Genomic DNA, 20853 nt, shown 5'->3' with positions numbered 1-20853 from the left:
GCGCTACGCCTTCGCCTCGCCGATCGGCGCCGCTTCTTCCGTCATGCCGGCCAGCACCTCCGCGACGTGGCGCACCTGCACGGACGAGCCCTCGCGCTTCAGGCGGCCGGCCATGTTGAGCAGGCAGCCCAGGTCGCCGGCCAGCAGCAGGTCGGCGCCGGTCTGCGCGATGTTCGCGACCTTGTCGGAGACCATGCGGACCGAGATGTCGGGATACTTCACGCAGAAGGTGCCGCCGAAGCCGCAGCAGACCTCGGCGTCCGGCAGTTCGCTGAGCGTGACGCCGGCGACGCTGTTCAGCAGCCTGCGCGGCTGTTCCTTGACGCCGAGCTCGCGCAGGCCCGAGCAGGAATCATGGTACGTGACGATCGCGTCGCAGCGCGCGGTGACGTTGTCCAAGCCCATCACGTCGGTCAGGAAGGACACGAGCTCATGCGTCTTCGCGCCCAGCCGTTCGGCGCGGGCGCGGTATTCCGGGTCGTCGTCGAACAGGCCGGGATAGTGGTGCGCGATCATCCCGCCGCAGGACCCGGACGGGGCGACCACGAAGTCATAGGGCAGGAAGGCGTCGATCACGTTCCGCGCGAGGTCGCGCGCCGTCGCGCGGTCGCCGGTGTTGTAGGCGGGCTGGCCGCAGCAGGTCTGGGCCTCCGGCACCTCGACCTGGCAGCCCGCCTGCTCCAGCAGCCTGATGGCGGCGAAGCCGACGGTCGGCCGGTAGAGGTCCACCAGGCAGGTGACGAACAGGGCGACGCGCGGACGGGACTGCAGCATCAGGTCAAGGTAGGGGGTTCGGGCGGGTTCGGGGAGGGGCCGCCCTGACGGCCATCAGCGCGCCAGGTTGGCTCACCCCCACCCTCCCGCGCTTCGCGCAGGCCCCTCGCTCCCCCGCAAGCGGGAGAGGGGCCTTCCGGCCCGCTTCGGGAACGCGGTCAGCCCGGCGTTTCGGCCCGGGGCTCGGCGAAGGGGGGCTGGAGCCACAGCGCGTCCTTCACCTTCTTCGCCACGAACTCGGCATGGACGGCGATCTCGGCCTCCGACGGCACGATCGGGCGAGGGGTGCGGATCACCGGGGCCTCGTCGGCCTCCAGCACCGGGCCTGAGCGGCGGTTGGCCGCGTTCAGCTCCAGGCCGGGCTGCTTGCCGCCCATGAGCTGGAGGAACACCTCCGCCAGCAGCTTCACGTCGAGCAGCGCGTTGTGCGAGGTGCGCATGGAGTTGTCCACGCCGAGCCGCCGGCACAGCGCGTCCAGGCTGTTGGGCAGGCCGGGATAGCGGCGCTTGGCGATATCCAGGCTGTCCACCATCCGCGCGCGATCCAGCTTCGGCATCCCGCAGCGGACCAGCTCCGCGTCCAGGAAGCCGAAATCGAAGGGCGCGTTGTGCGCGATGATCTCGGAATCCCTGAGGAAGGCCATCATCTCATGCGCGATGCCCGCGAAGATCGGCTTGCCCCGCAGCATCTCCGCGGTGAAGCCGTGGACGCGGGTTGCCTCTTCCGGGATGTCGCGCTCGGGGTCGATGAGGACGTGGAACTGCTGGCCGGTCGGCATGAAGTTGTAGAGCTCGATCGCCGCGACCTCGATCACGCGGTCGCCGGAGGCGGGGTCGAGGCCGGTGGTCTCGGTGTCGAGCACGATCTGGCGCATCTAGGCGTGAAGCCTCCTCACGATGGCCCGGATATGCCTCTGCGCGGCGTGCCGGGACAAGCTGGTATGCACGATGTGGTCGGCCTTGCGGCGCTTTTCCGCGTCCGGCATCTGGCGCGCCAGGATCGCCGCGAACCGCTCCGGCGTCATGCCTCTCCGCGCCAGGACGCGGGTGCGCTGCACGGCCGACGGGGCGCTGACGACAATGACCTCGTCCACATGCTTCCGGCCGCCGGTTTCCAGCAGCAGCGGGATGTCGAGGACGACGACCGGCTCGCCCCGCCGGCGCGCGGCCTTCAGGAAATCCATCTCCGCCTTTCGGACGAGCGGGTGGACGATGCGCTCCAGCCGGGTCAGCGCGGCGGGATCGGTCAGGACGCGGTCGCGCAGCGCCTCGCGGTCCACGTATCGTCCCCTTGGACCGTCCCTGGTCGTGCCGGGAAAGGCGGCCTCGATCGGGCGGACGGCGCCGCCGCCCCTGCCCTGCAGCCGGTGCACCGCGGCATCGGCGTCGAAGACCGGCACGCGCAGGCGGCGGAAGGTGTTGGCCGCGGTGGACTTCCCCATGCCGATGCTGCCCGTCAGGCCCAGCACCTTCATGCTGGGTTGCACACCGGATTCACGCTTCGCTCCTCGGCCGTTGAACGGCCTGCGGTGCTTCGCGATCCGGCGCGAGATCGGCCATCACGTAGTCCCGCAGTTCCGCATCCACCTGCGGCGCCACGCCGAACCAGGCCTCGAAGCCCGGGCGGGCCTGGTGCAGCAGCATCCCGAGCCCGTCGATCGCCCTGAGCCCGCGCGCGCGGGCCTGGGCCAGAAGTGGCGTCTCCAGCGGGACGTAGACCATGTCGGCGACGACGGCCTGCGGCGGCAGGGGCGAGAGATCGATCTCCAGCGCGGGCTCGCCCGCCATGCCGAGCGAGGTGCCGTTCACCAGCAGCGCGGCGTCGCGCAGCGCCGGCTCGGCAGTGACGTGGACCGGCCCGCCGAGATCGCGCGCAATCGCCTCGGCCCGCGCGGTGGTGCGGTTGACGAGCGTTAGATGCGGGCAGCCCGCATCCAGCAGCGCCGCCGCCACCGCCCGCACCGCGCCGCCGGCGCCTAGCACCACGGCAGGGCCATCCGACGCGCGCCAGCCCGGTGCCTGTTCGCGCACGGCCTCCAGGAAGCCGAAGCCGTCGGTGCTGGTGCCGTGGATGCGCCCGTCGCGGAAGACCAGCGTGTTCACCGACCCCGCGCGCCGCGCGACCGCCGACAGCTCGTCGCAGAGCGCATAAGCCGCTTCCTTGTGCGGGATCGTCACGTTCGCGCCGGCGAAGCCAAGGTCCACCAGCCCCCGCACCGCCACATCGAAGCGCTCGGGCCGCACCGGCAGCGGCACATAGGCCCCGTCCACCCCGTGGCGCGCCAGCCAGAAGCCGTGCAGCCTCGGTGAGCGGGAATGCGAGACGGGCCAGCCGAGGATGCCCGCCAGCCGGGACTTTCCTGAGAGGGTGCGCATGACGCCGACGTGAACCCTGCCGCGCCCGCGGGTCAAGGCCGGGGGCCACCCCTTTCCACCGCCCGCCGGCGGTGCGACAGGAAGGGCGAGGAGACCCGACCATGACCAAGAGCCTCCGCGTCGCGGTCCAGATGGACCCGATCGGCTCGATCAACATCGACGCCGACAGCACCTTCGCCCTGATGCTGGAAGCGCAGTCGCGCGGCCACGTCATGTGGCACTACCACGTCCGCGACCTCGCGCTGCAGGGCGGCCGCGTCGTCGCGCATGCGCAGCCCGTGACGGTGCGGCGCGCGAAGGGCGACCACTTCACGCTCGGCGCGGCGGAGGAACTGGACCTGTCCGAGGTGGACGTCGTGCTGATGCGCCAGGACCCGCCCTTCGACATGGCCTACATCACGGCCACCCATATCCTGGAGCACATCCACCCGAAGACCCTGGTGGTGAACGACCCGGCCGCCGTGCGCAACGCGCCGGAGAAGCTCTTCGTCACCCACTTCCCGGACCTGATGCCGGAGACGCTGATCTCAGCCGATATCCGCCAGATCCGGAAGTTCCGCGACAAGCACGGCGACATCATCCTCAAGCCGCTCTTCGGCAATGGCGGTGCGGGCGTCTTCCATGTGCGGCCGGACGACCCGAACCTGAACTCGCTGCTCGAAATGTTCACCGAGCGCTCGCGCGAGCCGCTGGTGGTGCAGCGCTACGTCCCCGACGTGCGGAAGGGCGACAAGCGCATCATCCTCGTGGATGGCGAGGCGATGGGCGCGATCAACCGCGTCCCGGCGCAGGGCGAGGCGCGGTCCAACATGCATGTCGGCGGCCAGCCGGAGCCCACGAAGCTGACGGAGCGGGAGAAGGAGATCTGCGCCGCGATCGGGCCGGAGCTGAAGAAGCGCGGCATGATCTTCGTCGGGATCGACGTGATCGGCGGGTATCTCACCGAGATCAACGTGACGTCCCCGACCGGCCTGCAGGAGATCGCGCGCTTCGACGGGGTGCAACTGGAGAAGGCGATCTGGGACGCGATCGAGGGGAAGCGGTAGGACGTCTGGGGGGAGGGCCTTCCTCCGCCGCCCGTGACTTCCTCCCCGGGGGCTCGCGGCACTGCCGCGAGGCCGGAGTCGCCGGCTTAAGCCGGCGACATGAAGGCTGGTCAGGGTGGGGGGTGCGTCGTCCAGCGCGCCCTCGTCTTCCGCACCCCCACCCCAGCCCTCCCCCGCTAGCGGGGGAGGGAGTCACTGGAAAGGGGGGAGGAAAAGCGTGGAAAGCCCGCTACACCGTCGTCCGGCGGTCCGCGACGAAGCGGTAGATCACCAGCACGACTACCGCGCCGACAACCGCGCCAATCAGGCCCGCGCCTTCGCCCGCGCGGTACCAGCCGACCGCCTGGCCCAGCCAGGTCGCGACCAGGGCGCCGACGATGCCGAGCAGCGTGGTGATGATGAAGCCGCCGGGGTCGCGGCCCGGCATCAGGAATTTCGCGATCAGCCCCGCGACGAAGCCGATGATGATGGTCCAGAGGAAACCCATGGCGCCCGCTCCTGCCTTGCGCAGGCGGTAAGACGCGCGCGGCCCGCCGGTTCCCCAGGGATCAATGCGGGGATCAACGAAGGAAGGCGCGCTCCACCGGCAGGTGGTCCATCCCGAGCGCATCCGCCACCGCACCGTGCGTGATCCCTCCGGCATGGACGTTCAGCCCCTGGGCGAGATGCGGGTTCTCCGCGCAGGCCTCGGCCAACCCCTTGTCGGCGATCTGCAGCACGAAGGGCAGCGTCGCGTTGTTCAGCGCGACCGCGCTGGTCCGTGCCACCGCGCCCGGCATGTTGGTCACGCAGTAATGCACGACGCCCTCCTCGACATAGGTGGGATTGGCATGGGTGGTCGGGCGCGACGTCTCGAAGCACCCGCCCTGGTCGATGGCGACATCGACCACGACGGAGCCCGGCCGCATCGCGGCCAGCATGGCGCGGGTGACGAGCTTCGGTGCTGCCGCACCCGGCACCAGCACGGCGCCGATCACCAGGTCGGCCTCGATCACCGCTTCCTCGATCGCGGCGCGGGAGGCGAAGCGGGTCGCGACCGCGCCGCCGAACTCGACATCCAGCGCGGCCAGCACCCGCGTGCTTCGATCCAGCACCGTGACCTCGGCCCGCATCCCGCGCGCGATCCGCGCGGCGTTCGCACCGACCACGCCGCCGCCCAGCACCGCGACGCGCGCCGGCGGCACGCCAGGCACGCCGCCGAGGAGAATGCCGGCGCCGCCCGCTTCCTTCTCCAGGCAATGCGCGCCGACCTGCGGCGCCATGCGGCCCGCCACCTCGCTCATCGGGCGCAGCAGCGGCAGGCCGCCCTCGGCCTCGGTCACGGTCTCATAGGCGATCGCGCTGGCGCCCGACGCCATCAGCCCCTTCGCCTGCGCCGGGTCGGGGGCGAGATGCAGATAGGTGAACAGCACCTGGCCCGGGCGCAGCATGGCCCATTCCGCGGGCTGCGGCTCCTTCACCTTCACGATCAGGCCGGCGGTCGCGAAGACCTCCGCCGCGTCGGCGGCGATGGTGGCTCCCGCAGCCTCATATGCCGCGTCCGCGAAGCCGATCGCGGCGCCGGCGCCGGCCTGCACCAGCACGCCATGGCCGTGCGCGACGAGTTCCCGGACGGAGGCCGGCGTCAGGCCGACGCGGTATTCATGGACCTTGATCTCCCTGGGCACGCCGACGCGCATGCTGGCTTCCTCCGTGCGGACAGCCCGCCCCTGGCGCCGGACGGGGTCCATGCGGCACTCTCGCAGCGCAACCTTCCCCGGAGGGATCACATCATGTGCGATGCCTGCACCATGAACCGCGTGGCGACGACGCTCGGCCGGCGCGGCGTCTTCGCGGCCGCGGCCGCCGGCGCGACGCTGCTCGGCCTGGCGTCACGCCCGGCCGGGGCGCAGATCCGCGCCACGCCCATCAGCCGGGTCGTGGACCTCACCCACACGCTGCGCGTGGATTTCCCGACCTTTGACGGCGCGCCCGCCTTCCAGATGGAGCAGGCGATGGCCTTCGCCCGCGACGGCTACAACGTGAACAAGTTCACCTATTTCGAGCATGCGGGCACGCATTTCGATTCGCCCTTCCATTTCTCCGCCAACGGCGCGACGGTGGACCGCATTCCCGTGGAAAGCCTGGTCTGCCCGCTGGTCGTGATCGACGTGCGCCAGCAGGCCGCGAACGCCGCCGACTACCAGCTGACGCCGGAGGACATCGCGCGGCACGAGGCGAGCCACGGCCGTATCCCGGCCGGCGCCTGCGTGGCGATGAATTCGGGCTGGGATGCGCGGGCGAGCGGCGCGGGCTTCCGCAACCTCGACGGCAACGTCATGCGCTTCCCCGGTTTCCGCCCCGACACCGTGCCGGTGCTGACGGAGCGCAACGTCGCGGGCGTCGCGGTGGACACGCTGTCGCTGGACCACGGGCCCTCCTCCACCTTCGGCTTCCACACGGGCTGGCTGGGCAGCGGGCATTGGGGGATCGAGTGCGTCGCCAATCTCGGCGCGCTGCCGCCGGTGGGCGCGACGCTGGTCGCCGGCGCGCCGAAGATCGCAGGCGCGACGGGCGGGCACGGGCGCGTGATCGCGCTGGCGTAGCGCCTGGCCAGGCGGTTGCGCCCTACCGCATCGCGATCGCCCGGAACACCACCAGCACGATCACCGCGCCGACCACGCCGCCGAACAGCCCCGCCGTCTCCCCCGGTCCGTACCAGCCCAGCGCCTGGCCGAGGTAGGTGCCGACCACCGCGCCGACGATGCCGAGGCAGACCGTGACGAAGAAGCCGGCGGGCCCGCGCCCCGGCGTGAGCGTCTTCGCGATCGCGCCGGCCAGGAAGCCGATGATCACGGTCCAGAGAATCGACGTCATGCGCGTTGCACCCAAGCTGCGGCAGCCCGAATCATAACACCTCCGCCCTGCCTGGCAGGAGAGTGCCGATGCCGCGCCTTGCCGGCCTGCTGCTGTCCCTGTTGCTCGCGTCATGCGCCGCGGCGCCGGCGGTCCAGGCTCCGCCCGGCGCGGCCGAGCGCGCCGCGGCCGCGGACTGGTCGCGCGCGACCGACTTCACCCTGACGCTCGACGAATTCGAGTTCACGCCCGCGCAGTTCACGCTGCGCGCAGGGGTGCCGGTGCGGCTGCGCCTGGTGAACACCGGGGCGCGCGCGCACGACTTCACCTCGCCCGATCTCTTCACCGCCGTTGCGCTACGACCGCAGGACGCCGCCGCGGTGCTGGCGGCCGGCGGATCGGTGGAGGTGCCGGCCGGCCAGATGCGGGAGGTCTACCTGCTGCCGCTGACGCCGGGCTTCTACCTCTATGACTGCGAGAAGCCGCTGCATGCCAGCCTCGGCATGCGGGGCCGAGTCACGGTGGAATAGCTACTCCACCGGCAGGAAGATGAAGACGACGGCGGCGACCAGGCAGGCGCCGGCCGCAAGGAAATTCCAGCGCAGCGTCTCGCCGAGGAAGGCGACGCTGAACACCGCGAAGACGGCCAGGGTGATGACTTCCTGCATCACCTTCAGCTGCTGTCCCGTGAAGGTGCCGTAGCCCAGCCGGTTGGCAGGCACCGCCAGGCAGTATTCGAAGAAGGCGATCCCCCAGGAGATCACGATCGCCAGCCACATCGGCCAGGACGGCGCCTTGAGGTGCCCGTACCAGGCGAAGGTCATCAGCACGTTGGAGCCGACGAGCAGCAGCGGCGTGATCAGATAGGGCGTCATCGCGTGATCCCGGTGATGGCGCGCGCAGTCTGGCGGGGCCCCGCGCGCCGCGCCACTCATGCCGCCACGGGTCGTGTGGCCTCCCTTGGCGGCAGGCGCTTCAGCAGGAACAGCATGATCCCCATCGCCGGCAGCGCCGCGGCGGTGGTCAGCACGAAGAACCACGACCAGCCCAGCGACTGCGCCAGCACGCCCGCCGACGCACCGAGCGTCCGCAGCGGCACCGCCGCCAGCGAGGAGAGCAGCGCGTATTGCGTCGCGCTGAAGCTGCGGTTCACCAGGCCCGAGAGGTAGGTCAGGAAGGCGGCGTCGGCCAGGCCGTCGGTGAAGTTCTCGATGCCGACCTGCAGGAACAGCATCGGGATGTCGCGCCCGCCGCCGACGAGGGCGACATACATCAGGTTCGACAGCATCTGGCCGAGCCCGGTCACGATCAGCGCGCGGCCGACGCCGATCCGCCCCACCAGCCAGCTTCCCGCCACTGCGCCGGACAGAGTCGCAAACAGGCCGAAGACCGTCGCGACGGCGGCGACGTCGTCGCGCGTGAAGCCCTCGGCCCGGTAGAAGGGCGTCGTCATGATGCCGGCCAGCGCCTCGCCCAGCTTGAACAGCGCGACAAAGAGCAGGATGGCCAGCCAGTAGGGGCGCTGCGTGAAATCGAGGAATGGCATCACGACGGAATTGCGCATCCGCGCCGCCCAGCCGACCGGGACATAGGCCGGCGGCGGCGGTTCCTTGCCCGCCAGCGTCGCGACGACGCCGACCAGCATCAGCGCCGCGGCATAGGCATAGGCGCCGTGCCAGCCGACATGCCCGACCATGAAGAGCGTCCCGGCGCCGGAAGCCAGCAGCGCGCCGCGATAGCCCCAGACATAGGCCGCGAGGCCCCAGGCCTGGCGTTCCTCGTCCTCGCCCAGCATCTCGATGCGCCAGGCATCCACCACGATGTCCTGGCTGGCCGACAGGAAGGCGACGAGGACCGCGAGCGCGACGGTCGCGGTCGCGTCGCCGCGCGGATCGGTCAGCGCCATCGCGCCGATGCCGATGATCAGGCCGAGCTGGATCGGCAGCAGCCAGCCGCGCCGGCGCCCGAGGAAGGGCGGCCGCACGCCGTCCAGCACCGGCGACCACAGGAACTTGTTGGCATAGGCGAGCCCGATCAGCGCGGTCAGGCCGAGATCGGCCAGCGACATGCCGCTTTCGACGAACCACTGGCGCAGCACCTGGCCCGCCACCAGCGGCAGCGGCACGCCGGCCGCGAAGCCCAGCGCGAGCATGACCAGCAACCGGCGGTCGCGGAACAATTCGGCCACGCATGGTCCCCTGGCTGGCCCGGGGATGGTCTAGCGGCGCGAAGGATGACGCGGAAGTGTCAGCGCCCCCGCCAGATCGAGCCGTCGTGGAAGAAGCCGGTCGCGGCGGCTTCGCCCGCGCGCTGCAGCGCCTCGATGAAGGAGAGCGAGCGGTCGAGCTTGGTGTAGTAGGGCAGGTCGAGGTCCGGCATCTCCACCACCCGCACCGTCAGCTTCCGCTTGTCCATCATCGGAGCGAGCCCGGGCGCCATCTCCAGGATGCGGTTAATGCGGTCGATGGTGTCGAGCTCCTGGTCGAGCGGCAGGTTGCCCGCCATCTCGTTGCGGCGGTCCTCGATGGCCTCGGCGGTCTTCGGCTCCTCCTTCCGCGCCTTCGGGTTCAGCCGGACGATCCAGAGCTCGTCCGGCTTGTCCGGCAGGTCGAGCAGCGCGCCGATCGGCGGGTTGTGCGCGTAGAGCCCGTCCCACCAGAGGCCGCCGCGCGTCGCCACCGCGCGGAACAGCGGCGGCACGGCGGCGGACGCCACGACGTCGCTGATCGAGAACTCGTCGCTCTCGCCATCCAGCGACGCGCCGCCGCCACGCAGCACGTCGGCGACACCGAGCCGCAGCCAGGGCGCGTTCATGCGCGAGACCGGAAGGCCCGTGACGTAGCGCTCCAGCAGCTCGCGCAGCCGCGGCTCGGCAGCGGGGGAATAGGCGTAGGGGCTGGCCTGCACGCTGATCGGCAGGCTCAGCACGATCTGCGTCCAGGCGTTGAGCCAGGCCTCGATCGGGGTGCTCGCCGCCAGGTCGTGCCAGAAGCCGCGCAGCCGCCGGATCGCCTCGTCCGGGCCGGCGGCGAACAGGCCCGACCAGGCCAGCGTCGCGCAGACCGCCCCGCCCGAGGTGCCGGACAGGCCGAGCAGCCGGTAGCGGTGGCGATGCGCGGGGGAGAGCAGTTCCGCCAGCACGCCGGCAGTGAAGGCGGCGTGGCTGCCGCCGCCCTGGCAGGCGATGGCGACGAGGGGAGGTTGTGCCATGGAAGCGAGGCTATCGCCCCGCGTCGCGCCGCTTCAACCGCAGGCGCCGGCGCGCCCCGCGGTTGCGACGATGCCCTGCCGAACCTCGAAGGTCGTGGTGCAGGGCCCGCTGGCCCCGCCGAAGCTGCCGAAGGACAGGCCGAGCCCGGTGCCGATGCCGCTCGCGCTGCCCCAGCCACCGGAGGACCGGAAGCCGCCGATGCCGATCGAGGGCATCAGGAAAGGCGCCGGCGCGCCCGCCACGTCATAGGCCAGGAAGCGGCGCCCCTCGGCCTCGTAGACGCGGGACGGCACGCCGAGGGTCGCGACCAGGTCGCCCTCCTGCCGGCCGATCCAGGCATTGGGATCCGGCGCCGGCGGCGGCGCGGCGCAGGCGGCAAGCGGCAGCAGGACCAGAAGGCGACGCATGCGATGCAAACAGGGCGCGGCGGCGCGCGGTTCCGTCATCGCGGCCCCAGCGCCTCCGGGCCGAAGCTATCGGGCAGCAGGTCCTCGATGGTGCGCGCGACCGTCGCACCGGCAGCGTCGCGCGTGACGATGCGCAGCAACCGGTCCGGCGAGAACTCCCGCAGAACCTGGCGGCAGATGCCGCAAGGCGTCACCGCGACGCCGGAGGGGCCGGCGACGGCGATGGCGAGGAAGCGCCGCTGCCCGCGCGACACCGCCGCGGCGACGGCGCCGCGTTCGGCGCAGAGGCCGGCGGGGTAGGAGGCATTCTCGACGTTGCAGCCGTGCTGCACGCTGCCGTCCTCGGCCAGCAGCGCCGCGCCGACCTGGAAGCGCGAATACGGCGCATAGGCGAGCAGCCTGGCGGCATCGGCTTCGGCGAGGAGGGCGGCGTCATGCATGGGCATCACCGGATCAGGCGGATGTCGAGATCGAGGCCGAGCGTCGTCCAGGGACGGTCGGCCGTCAGCACGGGCAGGCCCTCGCGCATCGCTGTTGCGAGGCAGGCTGCGTCGCCGAGCGACAGGACACCGCGATGGGCGGCATGGAGCAGGGCAGTCGGCTCTGCGTCCTCGACACCGAAGGGAAGAACACTGACCGTGAGGCTGAGCAGGTCTTCACGCGCCTTGCGCGCGCTGATCCCGTGTCGTCGGACGAGGACGGCGATGGTCTCCGCGAAGTTGACGCTCGACATGACGAGCTGCGCATCCTCGGCCAACAGCCGTTCCAGCGCTTCGCCACCCCGCTCCTTCAGCACCGCAGCGAGCAGGACCGAGCTGTCGAGGACGATCCCCTTGCTGTCGCTCAAGGGCCGGGATCGTCCTGCAACTCACGCAAGGCTTCGGCGCGGCGCAAGGCGAACAGCTCCTCCACGGCCGAAGCCGGGGAGCCCTCCCGGGGTGGCAGCCTGGCAAGCTCGTCCTGGATGCGATGTAGTGCGACCAGGCGGCTCATTCCGCGCAATTCGCCATCCACCACGGACAGCGTCAGTACGCCGCCCTCGGGTATCCCGAGCGCTTCGCGAAGCGCGCGCGGGATGACGACCCGGCCGGACTGATCAACGCGGACGATCAGGGCCTCTGTGGCAGATGGGGCGCTCATGGCGGGAAGATATGGTAATGGCAGATGCCGGGACAATGGAAAATCCCCAGGCTCTGCCATGCTCATGCTCGTACCGAGTCAAGCAAAGGCACGCCCGCGGCGTGCGGCCGCGAAGAATGAGGCCTTACGCCGCCTCGCTCTCGGCGCGGCGGGCGTGCTTCTTGCGCTCATGCGGGTCGAGGTGCCGCTTGCGCAGGCGGATCGCGCCGGGCGTCACCTCAACGAGCTCATCGTCCTCGATGTAGGAGATCGCCTGCTCCAGGGTCATCCGCCGAGGCGGCGTCAGCAAAAGCGCCTCGTCCTTGCCGGCAGCACGGATGTTGGTGAGCTTCTTCTCCTTGATCGGGTTCACCTCGAGGTCGTTGTCGCGGGAGTGCTCGCCGAGGATCATCCCGACATAGACTTTCACGCCGGGGTCCACGAACAGCGTCCCGCGCTCCTGCAGGTAGAACAGCGCGTACTGCACGGCCTCGCCGTCGGAGTTGCTGATCAGGCTGCCGTTGCGGCGGCCCTCGATGGTGCCGGCCCAGGGGCCGTAGCCGTGGAAGAGCCGGTTCATCATGCCGGTGCCGCGCGTGTCCGTCATGAACTCGCCGTGGTAGCCGATCAGCCCGCGCGACGGGATCAGGAAGGTCAGCCGCACCTTGCCGCCGCCCGAGGGCCGCATGTCCTGCATCTGGCCCTTGCGGACGGAGAGCTTCTCCACGACGACGCCGGAATAGCCCTCGTCCACGTCCACCAGGACTTCCTCGTAGGGCTCTTCCTTCTCGCCGGTCTCGGGATTGTCCCGGGTGAGAACACGGGGCCGGCCGATCGTTAGCTCGAAGCCCTCGCGGCGCATCTGCTCGATCAGCACGCCGAGCTGCAGCTCGCCGCGGCCGGCAACCTCGAAACTGTCGGCTTCCTGGCTGTCGCTGACGCGGATCGCGACGTTGCCCTCGGTCTCCTTGTAGAGCCGCTCGCGGATCTGGCGCGACGTGACCTTCTTGCCCTCGCGGCCACCGAGCGGGCCGTCGTTGATGCGGAAGGTCATGGCGAGCGTCGGCGGATCGACGGGGATGGCATGCAGCGGCTCCGTCACCTCGGGCGCCGCGATGGTGTCGGGGATGGTCGCGTCCGACAGGCCCGCGATGGCGATGATGTCGCCGGCCTGCACCTCCTCGACCGGCACGCGATCCAGGCCCGAGAAGGTCATGAGCTTGGTCAGGCGGCCGCTTTCGACGACCGTCCCGTCCTGGCGCAGCACGCGCACGGGCATGTTGATGCGCGCCGTGCCCTGCTCGACGCGGCCGGTCAGGATGCGGCCGAGGAAGTTGTCGGCCTCCAGGATCGACGCGTTCATCGCGAACGGCTTCTCCAGTTCGACCTTCGGCGGCGGAACGTGGGAGAGAATGAGGTCGAACATCGGCGCCAGGTCCTTGCGCGCACCGTCAAGCGTCAGGTCGGCCCAGCCCTGGCGGCCGGAGGCGAAGAGGGTGTGGAAATCCAGCTGCTCGTCCGTCGCGCCGAGCGCGGCAAACAGGTCGAAGACCTCGTTGTGCACCTCGTCCGGGCGGGCGTCCTGGCGGTCCACCTTGTTGATGACGACGATCGGCTTCAGGCCGCGCGCCAGCGCCTTGGTCAGCACGAACTTGGTCTGCGGCAGCGGGCCCTCGGCCGCGTCGCACAGCACGATCGCGCCGTCCACCATGGACAGGATGCGCTCGACCTCGCCGCCGAAATCGGCGTGGCCGGGCGTGTCCACGATATTGATCTTCACGCCCTTCCACTCGACCGCGGTGGACTTGGCGAGGATGGTAATGCCGCGCTCGCGCTCGAGATCGTTGCGGTCCAGCGCGCGCTCCGCGACGTGCTGGTTGGCGCGGAAGGCGCCGGCCTGCTTCAGCAGGTTGTCCACGAGCGTCGTCTTGCCGTGGTCGACATGCGCGATGATCGCGACGTTGCGGATGTCCATGGGATGGGTCCGGTCAGAAGGCCCGGCCCCACCTGTCCGGCGGTGACGATCATGTCACCCCGATGAACGGCGGGCAGGCGGATGTTGGTTGATGCGGCGCACACATAGGCGCGTCCGCCCGAAAATGCGAGCGCTTGCTGCGATCAGGGCAGGGCTGGGGGCTTGACCGAGGGCACCGGGGCGAAGCCGGGCTGGGGCGGCCCCTTAAGGATCTCGCCGCCAGGCCCCACCGGAACCGGTGGGGACGCCGTGCCGCCGACCGCACCTTCCGGCGTGACTGCCCCGCCGCCGGCGCTGGCCCCCGGCGGGATGCCCGTGCCGGTCGCGGAGGCCGCGGGCTCGCCCCGGTCCCAGCGGCGCAGCGCATCGGCCACCAGGCGCTGCGCCGAGGCCAGGTCGCGCCGGCCGATCGCGTCGCGCGCCGCGGCGAGCTCGGCCTGGAGCCCGCCCGCGGCGGGCCGCCCGGCCTCGGTGGCGAGTTCCGAGCGGGTGAGCAGCCGAGCCTCGGCGCGTTCCAGCAGCTCCTGCGCCTGCGCAGCGCGCCCGGCCGCCAGCGCGCTGGCGGCCAGGCGCATCAGGGTCGGCGCGTCATCCACGCTGTCGGCCAGCGGGGGCGGCGCGCTGCGCGGCGGGACGCGGTCCTGCGCCGCGGCGGGCAGGGCCAGGGCTGGCAGCAGCAGAAGGGCGAAACGGACCGGCATGCGCAGGATCCTCCTGCGCCCGAAACCCCGTTACGCTGCCGGGAGTTGCCTCAACCCACCAAGGCTTTGAGGTCCGCCTGCGGCCGCGCGCCGAAATGGCTGATCGCCTCCGCCGCCGCGACTGAGCCCCAGCGCCCGCATTCCGCCAGCGCCAGGCCCTTCGCATGCGCCGCCAGGAAACCCGCGGCATAGGCGTCCCCGGCGCCGGTGGTGTCCACCACGTGGGTCGGCACGGCCTTCACCTCGGCGGTCTCGGCGCCGGCGGCGACGACCGAGCCCTTCTCGCTGCGGGTCACCGCCGCGATCGCGACGTCCCGACGCACGGCATCCAGCGCCGTCGCGAAATCATCGGTTTCATACAGCGACAGCAACTCGGCCTCGTTGGCGAAGAGGATGTCGACCTCGTGCTTCACGAGGTCTCGGAAGGCGGCGCGGTGGCGGCCGACGCAGAAGGGGTCCGACAGCGTCAGCGAGACCTTGCGCCCGTTGGCATGCGCGATCCCCGCGGCCTTGCGGAAGGCCTCCTGGGCCTGCGGCGGGTCGAAGAGGTAGCCCTCCATGTAGGTGACGCCGGCCGAGGCGACCTCGGCCTCCTCCACGTCGGCCGGGCCGAATTCCACGCAGGCGCCGAGGAAGGTGTTCATGGTGCGCTGCGCATCGGGGGTCACCAGGATCAGGCAGCGCGCGGTCGGCGCGCCGCCGAGGAGCGGGGATGACGGGAAGCGCACCCCGGCCGCGCGGATGTCGTGCGCGAAGACCTTGCCGAGCCCGTCATCGGCGACCTTGCCGAGATAGCCGACGCGCGCGCCGAGCGCGGCGGCGACCGCGCAGGTGTTGCCGGCCGACCCGCCGCTGCTTTCCACCCCGGGGCCCATCGCCGCGTAGATCCGCTCCGCCGCCGCAGCGTCGATCAGCGTCATGCTGCCCTTGGCCATGCCCTGGGCCGCGATGAAGGCGTCGTCGGCGCGGGCGAGCACGTCCACGATGGCATTGCCGATGCCCAGGATATCGAGCGCGGTGGTCATGGGAATGTCAGGCCTCGGCTGTCGGGATTGCGAAGGCGGCTAGTTGCCGGAAGCGCCCACGCACCGCTAGTCCCCGGGGATGCTCCGCGACCTCTACCGTGCCGTCGTCCAGATCGGCGATCCCGCCTTCCGCCGGCCACTGCTTCTCGGCGCGCTGCTCGCGCTCGGCGGCGGCCTCGCCCTTGCCTGGCTGGTGGGCTGGGGCGTGGATGTGCTCGCCGGCGGGCAGGGCTGGTTCGCCCACGCCGCCGCGGCAGCCGGGGGCGTGCTGACCCTCTTCGCCGTCTTCTGGCTCTTCGTGCCAATCCTGCTCGCGATCGCGAGCCTCTTCACCGAAGGCGTCGCCGCGGCGGTGGAGGCGCGATGGTATCCCGGGCTGCCCGCGGCCTCGGGCGCGCATGTCGCGGCGCAGGCCTGGTCGGGGCTGGTGCTGGCCGCGAAGATGGCGGGGCTGACCCTGATCCTGCTGCCGCTGTCGCTGCTGCTGCCAATGGTGGGCGCGATCGCGCTCTATGGCGTGGCGGCGATCGGGCTCGGCGAGGGCCTGTTCCTCGCCGTCGCGCAGCGCCGCATGCCGGTGGCGGAATCCGAGGCGCTGCGCCGCCGCCGCCGCACCGAGATCTGGTCCATGGGCGGGGTGCTGGCGCTGCTCGGCTTCGTCGCGCCGCTCAATCTCCTGGTGCCCGTGCTGGGCACCGCGGCAATGGTCCACCTGTTCCATCGCCAACCCGCCTGAAGCCGCGGAACACCGTTTCGGAACGGGTTTTCAACGTCATCTTTTCCCTGTGGAGAAGTGTCGCAAAACCCGGGCGCGGCCGTTGTCTCCGCTCGCGTCCGCGTGTTAGCCCGATGGCCCGCGGCGGGGCCGGCCGGGGGGTCGGATCACGGCCGTCGCCGGCCTTGCGCGCAACACGGGGGAGCCTCGCGATGAACGTCTTCAGCCGCCGCCGCGACGAGAAGGCCGGGCGCTCCGAACCGCAGCCCGCCACCGTACCGACCGCCCGCGATCCCGATCTGGGCGTGCCGCCTCGTTTCGACAGCAGGGACAAGCAGACCATGAGCCTCGCGCCCAAGCCGACCGGCCCGACCGCCATCCCGGTGGGTCCGACGCCGCCCTCCGGCACCGCCATCCCGCCCCGGCCGATGGCCGCGACCCCGGCCACCGGTCCCGCGCCGCGCCCGGCCACCGGCGACCGCCGCACCCTGGTCGTCGGGCGGGGGATCAGCCTGCAGGGCACGGTCAGCGAGGCCGAGCGCCTGGTCGTGGAAGGCACGGTCGAGAGCCAGATGATCCAGGCGACCGAGCTGTCCATCAGCGAGGCCGGCGTCTTCCGTGGCGAGGTCCAGGTGGAGGATGCCGAGATCGCAGGCACCTTCGACGGCACGCTGACCGCGCGTGGGGCGCTGGTGATCCGCTCGACCGGCCGCGTGATCGGCGTCGCGCGCTGCCGCCGCCTGTCGGTGGAGGAAGGCGGCCAGGTCTCCGGCAAGATGGAGATGCTGGGCGACGCGCCCGTCCAGGCCGGCCCCGCGCCGCGCCCGGTGCCCGCCGAGGGCTGACCGATCGCCGCCGCGCCGGGGCGACCGGCGCGGCGCTTGCTTCCCCCGTCGCGTTCCTCTCGCCGGGTTGCCTCCGCGGATGAAGCGCCTGCTCCTCCCCGTCCTGCTGCTGCTGCCCGCCGCCTGTGCGGAGGTGCATTCCGACGCGGCGCAGTTGCTGGAGGAGGTGATGCAGGCCAACCAGGCCAGCGCCGAGGCGGCGCCGCCGCCCGCCGCGACGCCGCCGGCCGCCCTCCCTGTCTCCCAGCCGCCGGGCGGACTCGCCGCGCGCCGCACCGGCTCGGGCGAAGTCGCGCTGGCCAGCCAGCTCGTCGGCGCCACGCCGGAGATCCTGATGCAGCTGCTCGGCCAGCCGCGGCTGCGGCGGGAGGAAGGCAGCGCGGAGATCTGGCACTACCAGGCGCCGCAATGCCATCTCGACGTCATCCTCTACCCCGCCGAGGGCGCGCGGTCCGGCCTGCGCGTCGGCTACGCCGCGGCGCGGGCGGAAGGCGCGGCCCGGCGTGCGGAAGCCGCCTGCCTGCGTGACATCGCGCGCGGCGCCGCGCCGGTCATCGGGCCCGACCGCGTGCCGGCCATCGGCGTCGGGATGGGCGCCTGACCCTTCCTCCCGCCCGATGAGCCTCGCGCCCTGGGCGGACGCCTTCGTCCCGGTCTTCGGGCTGCTCGCCCTCGGCGCGATCCTGAAGCGGAGGCTGCTGCCGGACGACACGGTCTGGGCGGGGATCGAGCGGCTTATCTTCTGGGTGCTGCTGCCCTGCCTGATCGCGAGCGCGCTCTCGACCGTGCGCTTCGCCGAAGTCCCGATCCTCGGCATGGCCGGCGCGCTCTGGGCGGCGCTGGCGGCGGGCAGCCTCGCCGCCATCCTGATCGCGCGGGCGCTGGGCGAGGGCCATGCCGCCATGACCTCGGTCCTGCAGGGCGGCATCCGCTTCAACAACCTCATGGGCTTCGCCATCGCCGGCGCGCTGTGGGGGGCGCCCGGCGTCGCCTATGCCGCGGTCGCGGTCGGGCTGATCGTGCCCTTCGTGCAGACCGCGGCGACGCTGGCCTTCGCGCTGGGCGGCGGACGGCGGGTGCGGGCGGGTGCACTGGCGCGCCAGGTGCTGCTCAACCCGCTGATCCTGGGCTGCCTGGCGGGCTTCGCGATCGGGCTGGTCGGCGGGCTGCCGCCGGGGCTGCAGCCGGCCGTGCGCGGACTCGGCCAGGCCTCGGTCGCGCTCGGCCTGCTCTGCGTCGGCGCGGCGCTGACGGTGCGCGGCCTCGGGCAGCGGCCGGCGACGCAGGCCGCGACCGCGGCGCTGAAGCTGGTCGCGATGCCGGCGATGACCTGGGCGCTTTGCGCCGCGCTGGGCCTGGCGCCGCTGCCGACGGCGATCGCGGTGATCTTCATGGCGCTGCCGACGGCGGCGACGAGCTATGTCATGGCGCGCGCGATGGGCGGCGACGCGCCGCTCATGGCGGCGATCACCACCACCGAGCACCTGCTCTCGGTGGTGACGCTGCCGGCCTGGGTGTGGCTGCTGGCGGCGTGACCGCGCGACCTCAGACCCGCGGCAGGAACCCCACGATATCGCGGGCCTTCGCCACGATCGGCTCGGCCACCGCCTCCGCCCGCTGCGCGCCGAGACCGAGCGCCGCGTCCAGCGCCGCCGGATCCTCGAGCAGTCGCTTCAGTTCGCCCTGGATCGGCGCGAGATGCGCGACCAGCGCCTCAGTCAGCGTGTTCTTGAACGCGCCGAAACCCTGCCCGCCATGCTCGCGCAGCACGTTCTCCGGCAGCGTGCCGGTGATGGCCGCGAGGATGCCGACGAGGTTGCGCGCCTCCGGCCGGCCTTCGAGGCCCGCCAGGTGGTCCGGCAGCGGCTCGGGGTCGGTCTTCGCCCGCTTGATCTTCTGCGCGATCGCGTCGGCGTCGTCGTTGAGGTTGATGCGCGACTGGTCCGACGGGTCCGACTTCGACATCTTCTTCGTGCCGTCGCGCAGCGACATCACGCGCGCGGCGACGCCCTGGATCAGCGGCTCGATCGTCGGAAAGAAGTCCACGCCGTAGTCGTGGTTGAACTTCTGGGCGATGTCGTTGGCGAGCTCGAGGTGCTGCTTCTGGTCCTCGCCGACCGGCACCTTGGTCGCGTGATAGGCCAGGATGTCGGCCGCCATCAGGTTCGGATAGACATAGAGCCCCGCCGACGAGGCTTCCTGGTTCTTCCCCGCCTTGTCCTTGAACTGGGTCATCCGGTTCAGCCAGCCGAGCCTGGCGACGCAGTTGAAGATCCAGGCGAGCTCGGCATGGGCGCGGACATGCGACTGCACGAAGAGGATGCAGCGCCGGGGATCGAGTCCGCAGGCGATCAGCGTCGCCGCCATCTCCCGCGTCTGGCGCCGGAGATCAGCGGGGTCCTGCCACTGCGTGATGGCGTGCAGGTCCACCACGCAATAGATCGCCTCCTGCGTGTCCTGCAGCGGCACCCAGTTGCGGATGGCGCCAAGATAGTTGCCGAGGGTGGGCACGCCCGAGGGCTGGATGCCGGAGAAGACGCGGGACATCGGTGGTTCCTGATCTCTGACCTGCTCGCCTCGCCGCCCTTCCCTTCTTCTCCCTCCCCCGCAGTTGCAGGGGAGGGGTGGGGAGGGGGCGTCGGCGACGCAGGGCAGCGCGGTTCTTGCCCCCTCCCCGCCCTCCCCCGCAACTGCGGGGGAGAGAAAAAGAGAGCAGGCGCGGGAGCGACGCTCAGCCCGCCGGATAGTCCCGCTTCCCGAAGATCGCCGTGCCCACCCGCACCAGCGTGGCACCCTCCTCGATCGCGATCTCGTAGTCGCCGCTCATGCCCATGCTCAGCGTCGCCAGCCCGTGCCGGGCGGCCAGCGCCGCGAGCCAGGCGAAATGCGGCCGCGGGTCGGTGTCCACCGGGGGGATGCACATCAGCCCCTCCACCGGCAGGCCGAGCTCGTCGCGGCAGAGGCGGATGAAGCCGTCGGCCTCCTCGCGCGGGCAGCCCGCCTTCTGAGGCTCGTCGCCGGTGTTGACCTGGACCAGCAGGCCGGGCCGCCGGCCTTCCTTCTGCATGGCCTCCGCGATCGCGGAGGCGAGCTTCGGGCGATCCAGGCTCTCGATGACGTCGGCGACGCGCACGGCATCCCGCGCCTTGTTGGTCTGCAGCGCGCCAATCAGGTGCAGCCGCAGCCCGGGATGCGCCGCGCGCAGCGCGGGGAACTTGCGCTCCGCCTCCTGCACGCGGTTCTCGCCGAACAGCAGCTGGCCGGCGGCCAGCGCGGCGGCGACCGCCTCGGGGGGATGCGTCTTGGACACCGCGACGAGCCCGACAGAAGCCGGGTCTCGCCCGGCGCGGGCGCAGGCGGCGGCCATGCGGGCCTTCACGGCGGCGATGTTGGCCGCGATGGCTGTAGGCGCATTAGGATGATCGGGTTCGGTCACGGGGGTATCGCAAGGGGATGGGGGGGCGGACGCTAGAGGCCTGGTCCCGCCGCCTCAAGCCCGCGCGCGGGCGGGGACGGCCCCTGCCGCGGCTCTGGCTGCTATCCGATCCCGTGCGCCTGGCGGATCCCCGCGCGGCCGCGTCGCGCCTGCCGCGCGGTGCGGCGGTGCTGGCGCGCGGCGCGGCGCCGGCGGTGCTGGCGGATTTGGCGCGGCTCTGCCGGCGGCGCGGCCTGGTGCTGCTGGTGGCGGGAGATGGGCGGGCGGCGCTGCGCCTCGGCGCCGGGCTGCATGTGCCGGACCGGGCGGCGACGCGGGGGCTGCCGGCCTTCCTGCGCGCCCGGCGCCCCGGCGCGCTGCTGTCGGCGGCGGCGCATGGCCGGGCGGG

Annotated in this window: 26 protein-coding genes and 1 pseudogene; 8 read left to right on the top strand and 19 right to left on the bottom strand. The window is 71.8% G+C overall.

Annotation, left to right across the window (positions count from 1 at the left end):
* Positions 1-3: 3 nt before the first annotated feature.
* The 4 genes from ACLF3M_RS20950 to ACLF3M_RS20935 form a co-directional block, all read right to left on the bottom strand.
* Positions 4-774 carry a (Fe-S)-binding protein gene (locus ACLF3M_RS20950; protein ID WP_430658924.1) on the bottom strand — a complete coding sequence of 257 codons (771 nt, stop codon included), beginning with the start codon at positions 772-774 and terminating at the stop codon, positions 4-6.
* Positions 775-932: 158 nt separating this feature from the next.
* Positions 933-1649: a DNA polymerase III subunit epsilon gene (gene dnaQ / locus ACLF3M_RS20945; protein ID WP_430658923.1), complete on the bottom strand. Its 717-nt coding sequence runs from the start codon at positions 1647-1649 to the stop codon at positions 933-935.
* Complete coding sequence (gene coaE / locus ACLF3M_RS20940) at positions 1650-2249, bottom strand: dephospho-CoA kinase (RefSeq protein ID WP_430658922.1); 600 nt, start codon at positions 2247-2249, stop codon at positions 1650-1652.
* Positions 2250-2268: 19 nt separating this feature from the next.
* On the bottom strand, positions 2269-3150 hold the full coding sequence (locus tag ACLF3M_RS20935) for a shikimate dehydrogenase (protein ID WP_430658921.1): 882 nt from the start codon (positions 3148-3150) through the stop codon (positions 2269-2271).
* 101 nt (positions 3151-3251) lie between these two features.
* Between ACLF3M_RS20935 and gshB the strand changes: the two genes are divergently transcribed.
* Positions 3252-4196 carry a glutathione synthase gene (gshB, locus tag ACLF3M_RS20930; RefSeq protein WP_430658920.1) on the top strand — a complete coding sequence of 315 codons (945 nt, stop codon included), beginning with the start codon at positions 3252-3254 and terminating at the stop codon, positions 4194-4196.
* A gap of 229 nt (positions 4197-4425) precedes the next feature.
* Here gshB and ACLF3M_RS20925 read toward each other — a convergent pair whose 3' ends face one another.
* On the bottom strand, positions 4426-4683 hold the full coding sequence (locus tag ACLF3M_RS20925) for a GlsB/YeaQ/YmgE family stress response membrane protein (RefSeq protein ID WP_430658919.1): 258 nt from the start codon (positions 4681-4683) through the stop codon (positions 4426-4428).
* A 73-nt stretch (positions 4684-4756) separates the two neighbouring features.
* The gene (gene ald, locus ACLF3M_RS20920) at positions 4757-5875 is read right to left on the bottom strand and encodes an alanine dehydrogenase (protein WP_430658918.1); all 1119 of its coding nucleotides are present in this window, start codon (positions 5873-5875) and stop codon (positions 4757-4759) included.
* Between the two features lie 93 nt (positions 5876-5968).
* On the opposite strand from ald, the gene ACLF3M_RS20915 reads away from it, so the two are divergent.
* Positions 5969-6781 (top strand): cyclase family protein, encoded by an 813-nt coding sequence (locus ACLF3M_RS20915; RefSeq protein ID WP_430658917.1) that lies wholly within the window; start codon positions 5969-5971, stop codon positions 6779-6781.
* A 22-nt stretch (positions 6782-6803) separates the two neighbouring features.
* Here ACLF3M_RS20915 and ACLF3M_RS20910 read toward each other — a convergent pair whose 3' ends face one another.
* Entirely contained in the window at positions 6804-7052 is a 249-nt protein-coding gene (locus ACLF3M_RS20910) for a GlsB/YeaQ/YmgE family stress response membrane protein (protein WP_430658916.1), read from the bottom strand.
* Between the two features lie 68 nt (positions 7053-7120).
* Here ACLF3M_RS20910 and ACLF3M_RS20905 point away from each other — a divergent pair, with 68 nt between their 5' ends.
* On the top strand, positions 7121-7561 hold the full coding sequence (locus tag ACLF3M_RS20905; RefSeq protein WP_430658915.1) for a cupredoxin domain-containing protein: 441 nt from the start codon (positions 7121-7123) through the stop codon (positions 7559-7561).
* On the opposite strand, the gene ACLF3M_RS20900 is transcribed toward ACLF3M_RS20905, so the two are convergent.
* From ACLF3M_RS20900 to ACLF3M_RS20855, 10 genes are all read right to left on the bottom strand, one after another.
* Positions 7562-7906, bottom strand: a complete 345-nt coding sequence (locus tag ACLF3M_RS20900; protein WP_430658914.1) for a DMT family protein — start codon at positions 7904-7906, stop codon at positions 7562-7564.
* 56 nt (positions 7907-7962) lie between these two features.
* Positions 7963-9219 carry an AmpG family muropeptide MFS transporter gene (locus ACLF3M_RS20895; protein ID WP_430658913.1) on the bottom strand — a complete coding sequence of 419 codons (1257 nt, stop codon included), beginning with the start codon at positions 9217-9219 and terminating at the stop codon, positions 7963-7965.
* Positions 9220-9278: 59 nt separating this feature from the next.
* Positions 9279-10241: a patatin-like phospholipase family protein gene (locus ACLF3M_RS20890; RefSeq protein WP_430658912.1), complete on the bottom strand. Its 963-nt coding sequence runs from the start codon at positions 10239-10241 to the stop codon at positions 9279-9281.
* 33 nt (positions 10242-10274) lie between these two features.
* Positions 10275-10649: a hypothetical protein gene (locus tag ACLF3M_RS20885; RefSeq protein ID WP_430658911.1), complete on the bottom strand. Its 375-nt coding sequence runs from the start codon at positions 10647-10649 to the stop codon at positions 10275-10277.
* Between the two features lie 35 nt (positions 10650-10684).
* Positions 10685-11095: a cytidine deaminase gene (locus ACLF3M_RS20880; protein WP_430658910.1), complete on the bottom strand. Its 411-nt coding sequence runs from the start codon at positions 11093-11095 to the stop codon at positions 10685-10687.
* Positions 11095-11496 carry a type II toxin-antitoxin system VapC family toxin gene (locus ACLF3M_RS20875; protein ID WP_430658909.1) on the bottom strand — a complete coding sequence of 134 codons (402 nt, stop codon included), beginning with the start codon at positions 11494-11496 and terminating at the stop codon, positions 11095-11097. The genes ACLF3M_RS20880 and ACLF3M_RS20875 overlap by 1 nt, the downstream gene beginning before the upstream one ends.
* Positions 11493-11789, bottom strand: coding sequence for an AbrB/MazE/SpoVT family DNA-binding domain-containing protein (locus tag ACLF3M_RS20870; protein WP_430658908.1), 297 nt, complete (start codon positions 11787-11789; stop codon positions 11493-11495). Before ACLF3M_RS20870 ends, ACLF3M_RS20875 begins: the two co-directional genes overlap by 4 nt.
* Positions 11790-11913: 124 nt before the next feature.
* Positions 11914-13743 (bottom strand): translational GTPase TypA, encoded by a 1830-nt coding sequence (gene typA, locus ACLF3M_RS20865; RefSeq protein ID WP_430658907.1) that lies wholly within the window; start codon positions 13741-13743, stop codon positions 11914-11916.
* Positions 13744-13886: 143 nt separating this feature from the next.
* Positions 13887-14444, bottom strand: a complete 558-nt coding sequence (locus ACLF3M_RS20860) for a hypothetical protein (protein ID WP_430658906.1) — start codon at positions 14442-14444, stop codon at positions 13887-13889.
* A gap of 50 nt (positions 14445-14494) precedes the next feature.
* Positions 14495-15469, bottom strand: coding sequence for an adenosine kinase (locus tag ACLF3M_RS20855; protein WP_430658905.1), 975 nt, complete (start codon positions 15467-15469; stop codon positions 14495-14497).
* A gap of 79 nt (positions 15470-15548) precedes the next feature.
* Here ACLF3M_RS20855 and ACLF3M_RS20850 point away from each other — a divergent pair, with 79 nt between their 5' ends.
* The 4 genes from ACLF3M_RS20850 to ACLF3M_RS20835 all read left to right on the top strand — a co-directional run bounded on the left by ACLF3M_RS20850 (position 15549) and on the right by ACLF3M_RS20835 (position 18564).
* Positions 15549-16205, top strand: coding sequence for an EI24 domain-containing protein (locus ACLF3M_RS20850; RefSeq protein ID WP_430658904.1), 657 nt, complete (start codon positions 15549-15551; stop codon positions 16203-16205).
* A 191-nt stretch (positions 16206-16396) separates the two neighbouring features.
* Positions 16397-17029, top strand: coding sequence for a polymer-forming cytoskeletal protein (locus tag ACLF3M_RS20845; protein WP_430658903.1), 633 nt, complete (start codon positions 16397-16399; stop codon positions 17027-17029).
* A 79-nt stretch (positions 17030-17108) separates the two neighbouring features.
* Positions 17109-17630 carry a hypothetical protein gene (locus ACLF3M_RS20840; protein WP_430658902.1) on the top strand — a complete coding sequence of 174 codons (522 nt, stop codon included), beginning with the start codon at positions 17109-17111 and terminating at the stop codon, positions 17628-17630.
* Positions 17631-17646: 16 nt separating this feature from the next.
* On the top strand, positions 17647-18564 hold the full coding sequence (locus ACLF3M_RS20835; protein WP_430658901.1) for an AEC family transporter: 918 nt from the start codon (positions 17647-17649) through the stop codon (positions 18562-18564).
* Between the two features lie 10 nt (positions 18565-18574).
* Here the strand turns inward: ACLF3M_RS20835 and trpS are convergent, their stop codons facing one another.
* Both trpS and ACLF3M_RS20825 read right to left on the bottom strand, forming a co-directional pair.
* The gene (gene trpS, locus ACLF3M_RS20830) at positions 18575-19576 is read right to left on the bottom strand and encodes a tryptophan--tRNA ligase (RefSeq protein WP_430658900.1); all 1002 of its coding nucleotides are present in this window, start codon (positions 19574-19576) and stop codon (positions 18575-18577) included.
* Between the two features lie 184 nt (positions 19577-19760).
* Entirely contained in the window at positions 19761-20465 is a 705-nt protein-coding gene (locus tag ACLF3M_RS20825; protein ID WP_430658899.1) for a YggS family pyridoxal phosphate-dependent enzyme, read from the bottom strand.
* Between the two features lie 17 nt (positions 20466-20482).
* On the opposite strand from ACLF3M_RS20825, the pseudogene ACLF3M_RS20820 reads away from it, so the two are divergent.
* A pseudogene (locus ACLF3M_RS20820) lies at positions 20483-20853 on the top strand (hypothetical protein); the annotation flags it as partial.

Origin of the sequence: Falsiroseomonas sp. HW251 (assembly GCF_050563545.1) — a bacterium.
Taxonomy (GTDB): domain Bacteria; phylum Pseudomonadota; class Alphaproteobacteria; order Acetobacterales; family Acetobacteraceae; genus Falsiroseomonas.
The sequence above is the reverse complement of the archived record's forward strand: the minus strand, read 5'-3'. Positions and strand labels throughout refer to the sequence as shown.

Excerpts from the sequence above, each read along its gene's own strand:
- ACLF3M_RS20950 (WP_430658924.1), bottom strand. The coding sequence starts at position 774 with ATGCTGCAGTCCCGTCCGCGCGTCGCCCTGTTCGTCACCTGCCTGGTG.
- dnaQ (WP_430658923.1), bottom strand. The coding sequence starts at position 1,649 with ATGCGCCAGATCGTGCTCGACACCGAGACCACCGGCCTCGACCCCGCC.
- coaE (WP_430658922.1), bottom strand. The coding sequence starts at position 2,249 with ATGAAGGTGCTGGGCCTGACGGGCAGCATCGGCATGGGGAAGTCCACC.
- ACLF3M_RS20935 (WP_430658921.1), bottom strand. The coding sequence starts at position 3,150 with ATGCGCACCCTCTCAGGAAAGTCCCGGCTGGCGGGCATCCTCGGCTGG.
- gshB (WP_430658920.1), top strand. The coding sequence starts at position 3,252 with ATGACCAAGAGCCTCCGCGTCGCGGTCCAGATGGACCCGATCGGCTCG.
- ACLF3M_RS20925 (WP_430658919.1), bottom strand. The coding sequence starts at position 4,683 with ATGGGTTTCCTCTGGACCATCATCATCGGCTTCGTCGCGGGGCTGATC.
- ald (WP_430658918.1), bottom strand. The coding sequence starts at position 5,875 with ATGCGCGTCGGCGTGCCCAGGGAGATCAAGGTCCATGAATACCGCGTC.
- ACLF3M_RS20915 (WP_430658917.1), top strand. The coding sequence starts at position 5,969 with ATGTGCGATGCCTGCACCATGAACCGCGTGGCGACGACGCTCGGCCGG.
- ACLF3M_RS20910 (WP_430658916.1), bottom strand. The coding sequence starts at position 7,052 with ATGACGTCGATTCTCTGGACCGTGATCATCGGCTTCCTGGCCGGCGCG.
- ACLF3M_RS20905 (WP_430658915.1), top strand. The coding sequence starts at position 7,121 with ATGCCGCGCCTTGCCGGCCTGCTGCTGTCCCTGTTGCTCGCGTCATGC.
- ACLF3M_RS20900 (WP_430658914.1), bottom strand. The coding sequence starts at position 7,906 with ATGACGCCCTATCTGATCACGCCGCTGCTGCTCGTCGGCTCCAACGTG.
- ACLF3M_RS20890 (WP_430658912.1), bottom strand. The coding sequence starts at position 10,241 with ATGGCACAACCTCCCCTCGTCGCCATCGCCTGCCAGGGCGGCGGCAGC.
- ACLF3M_RS20885 (WP_430658911.1), bottom strand. The coding sequence starts at position 10,649 with ATGCGTCGCCTTCTGGTCCTGCTGCCGCTTGCCGCCTGCGCCGCGCCG.
- ACLF3M_RS20880 (WP_430658910.1), bottom strand. The coding sequence starts at position 11,095 with ATGCCCATGCATGACGCCGCCCTCCTCGCCGAAGCCGATGCCGCCAGG.
- ACLF3M_RS20870 (WP_430658908.1), bottom strand. The coding sequence starts at position 11,789 with ATGAGCGCCCCATCTGCCACAGAGGCCCTGATCGTCCGCGTTGATCAG.
- typA (WP_430658907.1), bottom strand. The coding sequence starts at position 13,743 with ATGGACATCCGCAACGTCGCGATCATCGCGCATGTCGACCACGGCAAG.
- ACLF3M_RS20860 (WP_430658906.1), bottom strand. The coding sequence starts at position 14,444 with ATGCCGGTCCGTTTCGCCCTTCTGCTGCTGCCAGCCCTGGCCCTGCCC.
- ACLF3M_RS20855 (WP_430658905.1), bottom strand. The coding sequence starts at position 15,469 with ATGACCACCGCGCTCGATATCCTGGGCATCGGCAATGCCATCGTGGAC.
- ACLF3M_RS20850 (WP_430658904.1), top strand. The coding sequence starts at position 15,549 with ATGCTCCGCGACCTCTACCGTGCCGTCGTCCAGATCGGCGATCCCGCC.
- ACLF3M_RS20845 (WP_430658903.1), top strand. The coding sequence starts at position 16,397 with ATGAACGTCTTCAGCCGCCGCCGCGACGAGAAGGCCGGGCGCTCCGAA.
- ACLF3M_RS20840 (WP_430658902.1), top strand. The coding sequence starts at position 17,109 with ATGAAGCGCCTGCTCCTCCCCGTCCTGCTGCTGCTGCCCGCCGCCTGT.
- ACLF3M_RS20835 (WP_430658901.1), top strand. The coding sequence starts at position 17,647 with ATGAGCCTCGCGCCCTGGGCGGACGCCTTCGTCCCGGTCTTCGGGCTG.
- trpS (WP_430658900.1), bottom strand. The coding sequence starts at position 19,576 with ATGTCCCGCGTCTTCTCCGGCATCCAGCCCTCGGGCGTGCCCACCCTC.